Below are 12,613 nucleotides of genomic sequence, written 5' to 3'. Positions count from 1 at the left end.
AAGCTGGAGGAGGCAGTGGACGAGTCGCGGCTAGTTACGGGACAACTGCCAGCCACGGCCACGGCAGAGAGCGAAACGGATCAGTTGATCCGCAAGGTGCTGCGGCGGATCATTCCGTTGTGCATCCTGCTTTTCCTGCTCAACTACATCGATCGGGCCAATATCGCGATCGCCAAATCGTCGATGATCGCGACGGTGCGGGGATTTACAGACAACGTGTACGCCATCGGCGTGGCCGTCTTCTTCATTCCGTATTGCCTCTTTGAGGTGCCATCGAACCTTATCCAGCAGCGCGTGGGTGCACGGCGGTGGATCGCCCGGATCATGATCACCTGGGGCATGGTCTCGACATGCTTCATGTTTACGAGCGGGCCGTGGGCCTACTACATCCTGCGGGCCTTGCTGGGGCTGGCGGAGGCGGGCTTCTTTCCGGGCGTGCTGCTGTATCTTTCATACTGGGTTCCGCATCGCCATCGGGCAGGGGCGTCGGCGCTGTTTTTCCTTTCGCAGGCCATCGCCCAGGTGCTGATAAACACGCTTGGCGGGAGCCTCCTGGCTGCGGCCGATTACTTCCATCTTCCGGGGCATGCGTGGCAGTGGCTCTTCTTCCTGGAAGGGGTGCCGTCGATCATGGTTGGCGTGATCGTTCTGTTCTACCTGACGGACAAGCCCGAGGATGCGCACTGGCTGTCCTCCGTGGAGCGCTCGCGGCTGATCGACATCATGGCCCGGGAGAAGCGGGAGGTGGCGGGCCACAGCGCTTCGGACTTCCGGCAGGCGCTGGCCTCGCGTTCCACCTGGGCCTTGTCGCTGATCTACAGCCTTATGATATGGGCCTATTTCCCGGCAAATTTTTTTACGCCCGACATCCTCAAGGACGCCCTGGTGCAGGGGCACATCATCGCGGTGGCGGCACCGGGGAATGCGGCGCCGGCCATGCCGCCGACGCCCGAATATGTCGTGTCGCTGTACGTGGGCCTGCTGTCGGCTATCCCCTTTGGGGCGGCGGCGCTCACGATGCTGGCCATCGCGCGCCACTCGGACCGGTGCAACGAACGCAAATTCCACGCGGCGGGGGCGTGCGGGCTGATGGCGGTCGGACTTGCCCTGGCGGCGGTGGCACCGCGCCTCGCCGGCGGGGTGACCGGAACGCTGCTCACGGTGGCGGGACTGTCCATGACTGCGATCGGCTGGTTTGCAGCGTTCGCAGTGTTCTGGGCGATTCCGCCGCAGTTGCTTACGGGAACGGCGATCGCCGCATCGCTGGCCATCATCAATGCGATTGGGAATCTCATGGGGAATTTTTTGAGTCCCAATCTGCGCGTGTGGCTGTCGCTCAACCGGCCGACATTCCTGCTGGTGGCCGCCGGATGCGGGCTGTTGGCAGCGGTCCTGATGCCGCTGCTGCGTCTGCCCAAGCGCGCATAGACCGGCGACTGTTGGGGAACCGCAAAGACCTCGAAGACCTCGAAAGCGTGCGCTTTGACCTTTGCGGTCTTCGAGGTCTTTGCGGTTCAGTGTTGGGTCGTGAACCTGTGGCACTGCGTACATTGTACGCACCGAAGGTGGTGAGTTGGTGAAGCCGAAATCTCAAGTGGAAGCCTCTGAACGGTTCAAACTCCCCGGGCTGCGGTGGTGGATGATCGTCCTGATCATGCTGGGATCGGTATTGAACTATCTGACGCGCAACACGCTGTCGGTGGCCCAGGTGCAACTCAAAGATACGCTGCACATCTCGGAAGCGCAGTATTCGTGGATCACGGGTGCGTTTCAGATCATGATCATGCTGCAGCCGATCTGCGGCTATGTTCTGGACGTGGTGGGGCTCAGGATCGGATTTGCGATCTTCGCCACGGCATGGTCCTTGATCAACATGGCGCATGGGCTGGCGGGGTCTTGGAAGGGGCTGGCGTTCCTGCGCGGGCTGATGGGCTTTGCGGAGGGATCGGCAAATCCCGCGGGGATGAAGGCGACGGCGGAGTGGTTTCCCGCGCAAGAACGGGGGTTTGCGGGAGGAATTTACAATATTGGGGCTTCGGCGGGGTCGATGCTGGCGGGGCCGCTGGTGGTCTTTGCGGTCGTTTTCCTGAACTGGCAAAGCGCGTTTGTGATCAGCGGCGGGCTGGGTCTGGTGTGGGTGTGTTTGTGGCTGCTGCTCTATCACTCGCCCTCGCGACATCGGTGGCTGTCGGAGAAAGAGCGGGACTACATCGTAAGGGGACAGGAAAAGGCGCTCAACGAAGGAGGACGGCCGTCAATCTGGGAGATCCTCCGGCAGCGGAATTTCTGGGGGATCGCGATCCCGCGTTTTCTAGCCGATCCCACGTGGGGCACGTTGTCGTTCTGGCTGCCGCTGTATCTGGCGAGCGAGCGCCATTGGGAGCTCAAAAAGATCGCGCTGTTTTCGTGGCTGCCGTTCCTGGCGGCTGATTTCGGCTGCATTTTTGGAGGACTGGTGGCCGCGACGCTGCAGAAGTATATGGGCGTATCGCTGATTAACGCGCGGCGACTTGCGTTTTCGGTGGGGGTGGTTCTGATGGTCAGTGTCGCGTTTGCAGGCCGGGTCAATGACCCGTATGTGGCGATCATGCTATTCAGCCTGGCCGGATTTGCCCATCAGACGCTCTCGGTGACGGTTATCACGATGTCATCAGACCTTTTCCGGCGGAGCGAGGTCGCGACCGTGGCCGGCATGGCTGGAACGATGGGCAACGCAGGCGTGCTGATCTTTACGTTGACCGTGGGAGCGCTGGTAACCCGAATCGGCTATTCGCCGTTCTTCGTATGCCTGAGCATCCTGGACATCATCGGCGCAATCGTCTTGTGGACCGTTGTGCGTGAGAGGAAGACCACGTGAATATCACCAATCCGATTTTGCGCGGCTTCAACCCCGATCCTGCCATCCTGCGCGTGGGCGATGACTACTATATTGCCACGTCCACTTTCGAGTGGTACCCCGGCGTGCAGATTCACCACTCCAAGGACCTGGTGCACTGGCGGCTGCTGACGCGGCCTCTGCGGCGGGCGAGCCAGTTGGACATGCGCGGCGATCCGGATTCCTGCGGCATATGGGCACCGTGCCTGACCTATGCCGACGGTTTTTTCCACCTGATCTACACGGACGTGAAACGGTATGGCCGGGCGTCGGGCGGCGGCACGGCCAACGCATCGCTGCGCGACTATCACAATTATCTGGTGACGGCCGAGCACATCGACGGCGACTGGTCGGACCCGATCTACCTGAACAGCAGCGGCTTTGATCCATCTCTGTTTCATGACGAGGATGGCCGTAAATACCTGCTTAACATGCTCTGGGACCATCGCCCGGGCCGGAATCGTTTTGCCGGCATTGCCCTGCAGGAATACTCGCCGCGCGAACGAAAACTGATCGGCCAGCGGCGGTTGATCTTCCGGGGCACGCCGATCGGCTTCACCGAGGGGCCGCATCTGTACAAGCGCGGCGGATACTATCATCTCCTGGTTGCCGAGGGCGGCACGTTTTGGGGCCATGCCGTGACCATGGCCCGGTCGCGGCAGATTGACGGGCCCTACGAAGTGCATCCTGATACCTATGTTCTGACGGCGCGCGATCGGCCCGACTGCACGTTGCAGCGCGCGGGACATGCCTCAATAGTGGATACGCAGGACGGCGAGACCTACATGGCCTATCTGTGCGGCAGGCCGCTGCCCAATCGCGGCCGCTGTGTCCTGGGACGGGAGACGGCGATCCAGAAGATGGTCTGGTCAGCGGATGGGTGGCTACGCACCACCGACGGCCAGGGCGTGCCGCAGGCCAGCGTCCCGGCGCCGAACCTACCGGAGCACCGGTTTCCTGCGCCGCCCGCCCGCGAGGACTTCGATTCGCCGGAACTGCCCATCGATTTTCAATGGCTTCGTTCGCCCTATCCCGAGCAGCTCTGGAGCCTTTCGAAACGCCCCGGCTTTCTGCGCCTCTTTGGCCGCGAGACCCTGGGCAGCCAGTTTGAGCAGGCGCTCGTGGCCCGCCGACAGCAGGCCTATTGTTTCACTGCCGCGACGCGCATGGAATTCCAGCCGGAGCATTTTCAGCAAGCCGCCGGCCTCATCCTGTATTACCACGCCACGAAGTTTCATTACCTGTTCCTGACAGAGGACGAAACGATCGGACGTCATTTGCGCGTCATGTCGTGCGTGACGGATGTGGGCGACAGTTTCATTCCGCCGATTCCGCTGCCAGCGGGCACGGGAAACATCGAGTTGCGCATGGATGTGGATTACGAGCGCCTGATTTTTGCTTACCGACTGCCCGGGCAGGCTTGGCAGGCTTTGCCGCGGGTTTTTGATGCCAGCATCGTCTCCGACGAAGCCGGTCCGCCGATCTTGCCCAACTTCACGGGGGCGTTTGCGGGTGTCTGCTGCCAGGACGGTGCAGGAACGCGCCGGGCGGCGGATTTTGACTACTTCGAGTATTCTGAACGAGGCTATCAACCCCGGCCTGCCTTGCTGTGACTGGATGCCATATCAACCACCCAGGCTGCTATTTGCCGGGCGGCGCCAAAGGTCTCCCATTCATCGAGAGTGGCGTTCACGTATCAGGAATACATCTAACAATTCGATAGGTTTCTTTTAAAAATCCGGCTTTTTCCAGATCTATCTTGATCGTAGTATGGGTCTATTCAGAAGAAGCCAATCGGGACTGACTCCCGCCGGAGGAGGTTAGTTCACGGGAAAACGCTCTCCGGCGTCTGGATCGACGGGGAAGGTCGTAGGAGGCTGGCACAAAACTTCGCGTGGACGTGCAGCTTGGCCATAATCGCAACCTGAGGAAATAGAGATGAAAAAGGTTGGAAGGGCGATGCTCCAATCTGCGAATCCTTGCGGTCGACAGGAGTCGGGCAATGATCAACCCGCTGCGGCCAACGTCTATCGAGCGACCTATCCCCGCCTCGAAGCGCCGTTTATCAACGAATGCCCAACCATTCATTAAAGGAGGTTCTCGAAAATGAGGCGTTTTCTATTGCCTTCAGCCGTGCTCGTGGCTCTCTTTGCGATTCCTCTGTTCGCTCAGACATCCGGTGAGGTAACGGGACACATCAGCGATCCGAGTGGTGCCGCCGTACCGGGCGCGAAAATCTCCCTTACCAACATCGCAACGAATGCTGTACGAACTGCCCTGTCGACAGGTTCGGGAGATTATACCTTCCCCGCTGTGGCCCCAGGCATGTACAGCGTCAAAGTGGAAATGGCCGGCTTCAAGACGGCCAGCAGTAACGTTCAGGTCCAAATTCAGCAGGCGGTCCGTCTCGATTTTGCTCTCGAGCTCGGGCAAGTCTCCGAAACGGTCGAGGTCACGGCTTCGACACCGCTGCTGCAATCGGAGACCGCGTCGCTTGGCACCGTGATCGAGAACAAGGGGATTACGGAACTGCCACTGAACGGCCGCAACTACCTGAACCTGGTCGCGCTGGCGGCGAACGCCAACACGCTCTCGCCGATTTCGGGTCAGGCGGCCGGCCGGCTGGGCGGCGAACGGGCCTCTCAATCCATTTCGGCCGGGGGCGCCCGCATCATGTTCGATTACTTCACGCTGGACGGTGTCACCAACACCGACCCGGATTTCAACACCTATGTCGTGCTGCCATCGATCGATGCCATTCAGGAATTCAAGGTCCAGACCGGCGTCTACCCGGCCGAGTTCGGCCATCAGTCCACCCAAATCAACGTGGTGACCAAGTCCGGCGGCAACGCCTATCACGGCTCGCTATTCGAATTCATCCGCAACGATAGTTGGGATGCCAAGCCGTACAGTTTCACCACCGTTCGCCCCAAGTCGCCGTTCAAATGGAACGATTACGGCTTCGAACTCGACGGCCCGGTGCGCATTCCCAAACTTCTCGACCTGCGCAACCGGCTGTTCTTCATGGCGAATTCTGAATGGAAACCCCAGCGCCAGAGTTCCCTGGCCACCTATTCCGTCCCGACCGAAGCCATGTTCAATGGCGACTTCAGCGCCTGGCCCACGACGATCTATGATCCGAACACCAAGTTGCCATTTGACGGCAACATCATTCCTCCGAACCGGATCGATCCAATCTCGAAGAATTTTCTGAAATACTATGTCCATTCCAACCTCCCGGGTTTTTCGAACAACTACACACAGATGAACTCTTCTCCCAACAACCGTCATGGATTCACGCTGCGGATGGACTTCGTCGAATCGGCGCACTCGCAGTGGATGGGACGATATAGCTATGGTGACGAGGACCAGTCGACGACCGGCATCAGCATCACCGGCAGCAAGATCCTCACCAGCTACAAGCAGTACCTGGGGTCCAACACCCGGACCATCACCCCGTGGCTGGTGAACGAAGCGCGTTTCGGCTACTCGAAGCTGAGCAATTCCCTCGGCACTCGCTCGGCGTACGAGACCGACTCGGTGTCCACTATCGGGATTCCGGGCCTCCAGCCTGGCCCCCCAGTCTCGTGGGGCGTTCCGATGGCTTCCTTTGCAGGGGACGGTTTCGTCGCCATCGGCGACGTGCAGGACGGTCCTTATTTCATCGACGACAACACGCTCCAAGTGGTCGATAATCTAGCCTGGACACACGGCAAACACAGCTTCCGCTTCGGGTTCGAATACAATCGCCAGAACTTCAATCAGCAGGGCAACCAGTTTTCCCGCGGCCAGTTTGCGTTCCAGCCGAATGCGACACAGAGTCCGAGCAAAACGGGAGGCGATGCATTTGCCGAGTTCCTGCTGGGCGATCTCTGGAATTCGATAGTGGCCGTAGCCCTTGCCCAGGCCGAGTTTCAGCGGAACGTCGAGGCGGTTTTTTTTGACGATACGTGGAAGGTGACGCCGAAACTGACTCTGTCTCTGGGCTTGCGCTGGGAGGTGACACCACCCTGGGCCAACAACCTCAATAACTTGTTCACAGCTTACGTACCGCACATCCAGGCAAACTCGAACCCCCCGTCGTCCGAGATTCCGTACATGCTCCGCCAGGGCAATTGCACCGATCCATATGCCGGGCCTCCAGCGATCAACATCCGCTGGACTACTGTCGACGCAAAATGCAGCAACGGGCTGCTGCCTGATCAGTTGTTGCATACGTCCTATCGTGATTTCGCCCCGCGCATGGGTATTGCGTTTTCGCCCGATTCCAAGACGGTGATCCGCACCGGCTTTGGCATGTTCTACAACCAGGAAATCGGCAATGCGTATTTCGACCTGGCCCGGAACATCGGGGGCCGTGTCACTCTCCAGTCCAACAGTGGAACCCCCAACCTCTTCTGGAGCAACGCCGTCCCCCCCAGCGGCACCTATGCCAACGTGCCGTCTCCTTACGCGTATGCCATGAACCCCGACCACCGCACAACCTATCTCATGCAGTATTTGCTCAACATTCAGCGGCAGTTGACCCTCAACTGGGCGATCGAGGTCGGATACCTGGGTGCGATGAGCCGGCACCTTCAGGGCTTCCAGGATGCGAACCAGGGTATTCCAGGCACGGTCGGCAGTGTCACCTCCCGGCGTCCATACAAGGGCTTCAGCAATATCCAGTGGGTGCAAGACGGCGGGGACGGAAGTTACAACTCCCTCAGCATCAAGGCGACACGCCGGTTCAGCCAGGGATTTAGCGTCATAGGTTCCTACACCTGGTCGAAATCGCTTGACACTACCAGTGGCATACGCGTCCAGGGAGGTGATACTCTTTACCCGCAAAACAGCTATTGCCTCGCTTGCGAAAAAGGACCCTCTGCCTTTGACACACCGCATCGGATGGTGACCTCCGTCCTTTACGATTTGCCTGCCGGCAAAGGCAGGGCACTGAACCTCACCAACCCGGTGGTGGAAGCAATCGTCGGCGGCTGGCAAGTCGGCGGCATCCTCACTCTGCAATCCGGCCAGGCCGGCCATCTGACTATTGGCGGAGTGGATAATGCCGGCACCGGTTCGGGCGGATACGATCGCCCCAATGCGACGGGTATCAGCCCTTATCTCGACAACCCGACCCCTTCCAGATATTTCAGTCTGGATGCCTTTGTCGAGGCTCCTCCCGGACAATTCGGCAATGCCGGGCGCAATTCAATCCGGGGACCGGGGGTTATCCAATTCGACTTCGAAGTACACAAGCAATTCCGGATGCCGTACAAGGAAGGCCACGCACTCCAGTTCCGGATGGAGGCTTTTAACGTTCTCAACCACCCAAACTGGGGGATGCCCAACTTGAACATTCTGTCGGGGGCGGTCCGACCTGGAAAGCCGGGCACGGCTGCCCATCAAAACTTCGGAGTGGTGACGTCAACGTCCACTGCCATGCGCCAGATCCAATTCGGACTGAAGTACTCGTTCTGATTCAGAGCACGCTCTTGCGGGCCAATGGCCGAACCGGGCGTTCCCGGGCCATTGGCCCTGCGAGCCCCAGTGCTGACGGCGTGACGCTATCTGAGACAACCCGTGCGGGCCTTCGGTGTGCCTGCTAAAAACTTCGTAACGATTCCGATCATTGCTCTTGCGGATTCGCGCTGGTATCGTCCTGAGCCATGCTTAACTTGCTGATTTCATTGTTCGCTGCCGTTGTTTCCACGCTCCGAACGTGCGCCTCCATGCAATTGGAACTTCTCGCTCTTCGTCAGCAACTCGTCGTGCTGCAAAGAGCCAATAAGAAACGGTTCCGGCTCCGGGCGTCGGATCGAATCTTGTGGGTCCTTCTCTCCCGGTTCTGGCCCAATTGGCGGAATTGCCTCCCACGTGTTTCTTGTACTGGCTCATGATCGCAGGCGCGTCGTACATTTTAACGTCACTGAGCATCCGACCGCCGAGTGGACCGCAGCCCAAATACTAAATGCATTTCCCTGGGACAACGCTCCGCGCTATCTGATTCGGGACCGCGATGGCATCTATGGTGCAGCCTTCAAGGCGCAGGCTAAGAGCCTGGAAATCAGCGAGGTGCTCATCGCATTCCGTTCGCCCTGGCAGAGCCCGTACGTCGAGAGGCTCATCGGCTCAATCCGCAGAGAATGCCTCGATCATGTTATTGTCATTGATGAGCTGTCGCTCCGCCGCCATTTGTTTTTTTACTTTCGATATTATCATGGCGCAAGGTGCCATCTTTCGCTCGGGAAGGACTCTCCCGATGGCAGGGCCGTTCAGCCGCCGCACATGGGCAAAATCTTTGCCTTCCCCGAAGTAGGCGGGCTTCATCATCGATACGAGCGCAGGGCTGCCTGAATTCCAGCATTTTCACGAGTTCGGCCCTGGTATTTCCCATCCGGTGCGCCGATGTGCGCAGCAACGGCCAATTCGACGACGAAATCCTGATCAATCAGCACCATTAAGCAGCAGATTCTTGAAAAATTCCTCTCGAAATGCAAATTCCGATACAGCGCCAACACCTCGATTTCATTCGGATTGGATATTTGGTAGGGACACCTCTCTGTCGGTGGTTCCCATCATGACAATCGAGAAGTCGGCGACGGTGTTCGACTGTTTTCTTGTTGACAGTTGCTCGTTCGAGTTTTAAGGTGTGTTTACGATCGTCTACAGGAGTGAAGCATGACTCAGCCTAAATCGGAAGTGTTGCAAGGCACGCTCGATCTTCTCGTGCTCAAAACCCTGGAAACCATCGGGCCGATGCACGGATGGGGGATATCGCGCCGCATTCAGCAAGTTTCCGACAATGCGCTCCAACTGACCCAGGGCACCATCTATCCGGCGCTCCTGCGCCTGGAGCAGCGCGGCTGGATTGCCGCGGAGTGGGGCACCTCGGACCAGAATCGCAAGGCGCGTTTCTATTCCATCACCAAAGCAGGCCGCAAACAGCTCCGCGAGGAAACGGAAAGCTGGGAACGCATGATGGCGATCATCAACAGGGTACTTGACGGCGCATAGGGAGGCGGCGATGCCGGCATCCATTCGAGCTTTCCTGTGGCGCATTTTGCATCTCAATCACCGGACCAAGTCAGAAGCTACTCTTGCCAATGAGCTGGAGTTTCATCTGCAGATGGAGATCGAAGAAAATCTGCGTCAGGGCATGAGTTCCGAAGAAGCCAGGCGGCAAGCGCTTATCGCTATGGGTGGCTTGGAGCAAACGAAGGAGGAATATCGCGACACCAGCCGAATCCGTTTACTGGATGAACTCCAACAGGATCTGCGTTACGCAGTCCGCATATTGCGAAGAAATCCGAGCTTCACGATAGTGGCTATCATCACGCTGGCGTTGGGGATTGGAGCCAACACCGCAATTTTTAGCGTGGTCAATGCAGTCATTTTGCGGCCGCTGCCATATAAAGATCCCGGCTCACTCGTCATGATTTGGCAGAAGGACATCCGGCGCGGCACGAATCAGCGGGTTTCCTATTTCAACTTCATCAATTGGCGGGCAGCAATATCGAACTTTAAGGATATCGCTGCCTACAGTTCCGGAGGTTTCGTCTTCGACCAGTCGGGCACCAAGGAAATCATTCCGGGAGCCACCGTCTCGGGCACCTTTTTCTCGACGCTTGGTATCAATACCGCCCTTGGTAGAACCATCCTTGCTTCCGACGAGCAAAATGGCGCGGCCCCCGTTGCTGTCATCAGCGATCAATTTTGGAGGGATCGCTTCGGATCGGATCCATCCGTCGTGGGACGCGGACTCCAACTAAACGGGAAGAGCTATACAGTGGCAGGCGTTTTGTCGCCTGACTTTAGGCCAGTACTCCCTGGACTGACACGGCCGGAGTATGGATTTCAGCAACCTCAACTTTGGGTTTCAATAGCGCCAGAGATGAGGTCGCTAAGCAACGCTGCCAGCTGGCTGCAGGTAGTTGCGCGAACAAAATCTGGAGTTCCTTTCGACCGGGCTTGCACTGAAATGGTTCTGATCGCGAACCGGCTGGCACAGGAAAATCGCGGGCCCGTCGGAGTAGCGAAATCGGGCGTCACGGTTGTGCCGCTGCGGGAAGAAATCGTCGGTAATATTGAGGGCCCGATGAAGCTACTGCTCGGAGCAGTCGGGCTGGTGCTCTTAATCGCCTGCGCCAACGTAGCAAATCTGTTTTTCGCGCGGGCGCTTGGTCGAGAAAGGGAATTTGCAGTCCGAGCCGTGGTCGGCGCCGGCCGCATGCGTCTTCTGAGGCAGCAGTTGACCGAAAGCGGATTTCTTGCCCTGGTTGCAGGAGCACTCAGCTTCCTGGCAGTGAAGTGGGGCATTGACCTGATTGTGAGCGCATGTCCGGAAACGATTCCGCGCGTCCTCGAAATCAATGTTGATTTCCGAGTATTCGCGTTCGCCATGGGCTTATCCATTTTGACAAGTGTTCTTTTCGGGCTCGCTCCCGCGCTGCGCGCCTGGCGGCTCGATCTCAATTCGACCTTGAAGTCGGCACATGGGAATAGAGGACAACCGCATAGCCGATACCGCAATGCGCTCATGATTTCCGAGATCGCACTGGCGCTCGTCCTGGCGACCGGGGCCGGCCTGCTGATCAACAGTTTCGTGAGGCTTATGAAGGTAGATCCAGGATTTCAGCGGAAGAACCTGCTTATACTCCAGCTCTCGCTCGGTCAACGGCCGGAGGGCCCGCCATTGGCTTACGAAGACATCTTGCGCCGCATTAATGCTCTTCCCCACGTGGCGTCCTCATGCGTAGTCAGCTCGTTGCCGTTGACCGGCGTAGCAGGCTCTTTTTCGTGGCGCACGAAAGGTCTGTTAGAACAGGAACCACCCGCAGGTCTAGGGGATACTATTGAAGACATTGACGATGCACGCGTGAGCGCAGACTACTTCCGGACCATGGGCCTCGAGATTTTGAAGGGCAGGACGTTTGCGGAATCTGTGCGCGATTGGCCGGCAGAGGTGATTGTAAGCGAGTCGCTTGCTCACTTGCTTTGGCCCGGGGAAAATCCGATCGGCAAACGGCTCCATTTGGGTCCTCGTTCCCTTCCTTGGATCCCGGTTGTCGGGGTTGTGCGGGACGTTAGACAGCACGGGTTGCAGCAAGAGCCGCGTCTCACCCTTTACCGACCCTATCGAGGAGGCAGTTACTTTTCACTGATAGTGCAAACCCGGTCGGATTCGGCCAGGCTGATCCCAGAAATACGCAGCCGAATTCTATCTGTTGACAAAACGGCGCTGATCCAGCGAGTCCAGCGCGTGGAAGATATCCTTTGGGAATCAGTGGATCAACCCCGTTTCTATTCCACCCTGGTTGGGCTCTTTGCAGTGTTGGGAACCTTGCTGGCGGCAGTCGGTGTATATGGAGTGGTTTCATTTTCTGTCGGGCTCAGGACCCGCGAGATCGGGATTCGGGTTGCCCTTGGAGCGCGTCCACCTGAAATCGTTCGGATGATTTTGGCGCAAGTGATGACATCGGCGTTCTTCGGCTTGGCCACCGGCCTGCTGTTATCCATGGCCTTGACGCGATTCCTTGCGAGCCTTCTTTTTGGTATCGGTCCGCACGACGCACCGACGCTGATTGTTGTTACCACGGTAATAGCGTTGGTGACTGCGCTGTCCGGCTTTTTCCCCGCCATGCGCGCCACCAACACGGATCCGATGGAATCGTTGCGGAACGAATGAGCTAGTGCACTTCGTGTCTCGACCTGTGTGCCTGGATCGTACCGAGTGATTCTTGCACCTCGAAGCGG

At 58.3% G+C, this 12,613-nt stretch carries 7 protein-coding genes; all 7 read left to right on the top strand.

The genetic code is table 11. The annotated features are described in order from the left end of the window. Positions 1–15: 15 nt before the first annotated feature. The 7 genes from LAP85_04250 (at position 16) to LAP85_04220 (ending at position 12,545) form a co-directional block, all read left to right on the top strand. Complete coding sequence (locus LAP85_04250; GenBank protein ID MBZ5495591.1) at positions 16–1,428, top strand: MFS transporter; 1,413 nt, start codon at positions 16–18, stop codon at positions 1,426–1,428. Between the two features lie 211 nt (positions 1,429–1,639). Then, complete coding sequence (locus LAP85_04245; protein MBZ5495590.1) at positions 1,640–2,857, top strand: MFS transporter; 1,218 nt, start codon at positions 1,640–1,642, stop codon at positions 2,855–2,857. Then, complete coding sequence (locus tag LAP85_04240) at positions 2,854–4,488, top strand: glycoside hydrolase family 43 protein (protein ID MBZ5495589.1); 1,635 nt, start codon at positions 2,854–2,856, stop codon at positions 4,486–4,488. Before LAP85_04245 ends, LAP85_04240 begins: the two co-directional genes overlap by 4 nt. Before the next feature lie 493 nt (positions 4,489–4,981). Beyond that, positions 4,982–8,338 carry a TonB-dependent receptor gene (locus LAP85_04235; GenBank protein MBZ5495588.1) on the top strand — a complete coding sequence of 1,119 codons (3,357 nt, stop codon included), beginning with the start codon at positions 4,982–4,984 and terminating at the stop codon, positions 8,336–8,338. Positions 8,339–8,713: 375 nt separating this feature from the next. Beyond that, positions 8,714–9,214 (top strand): integrase core domain-containing protein, encoded by a 501-nt coding sequence (locus tag LAP85_04230; protein ID MBZ5495587.1) that lies wholly within the window; start codon positions 8,714–8,716, stop codon positions 9,212–9,214. A gap of 324 nt (positions 9,215–9,538) precedes the next feature. After that, the gene (locus LAP85_04225; GenBank protein MBZ5495586.1) at positions 9,539–9,874 is read left to right on the top strand and encodes a PadR family transcriptional regulator; all 336 of its coding nucleotides are present in this window, start codon (positions 9,539–9,541) and stop codon (positions 9,872–9,874) included. 10 nt (positions 9,875–9,884) lie between these two features. Continuing rightward, positions 9,885–12,545 carry an ABC transporter permease gene (locus tag LAP85_04220; protein MBZ5495585.1) on the top strand — a complete coding sequence of 887 codons (2,661 nt, stop codon included), beginning with the start codon at positions 9,885–9,887 and terminating at the stop codon, positions 12,543–12,545. The last annotated feature ends 68 nt before the right edge of the window (positions 12,546–12,613 follow it).

The organism is Terriglobia bacterium (genome assembly GCA_020072565.1).
Taxonomy (GTDB): Bacteria; Acidobacteriota; UBA6911; order UBA6911; family UBA6911; genus JAFNAG01.
This window is presented reverse-complemented; position numbering and strand designations above follow the sequence as displayed.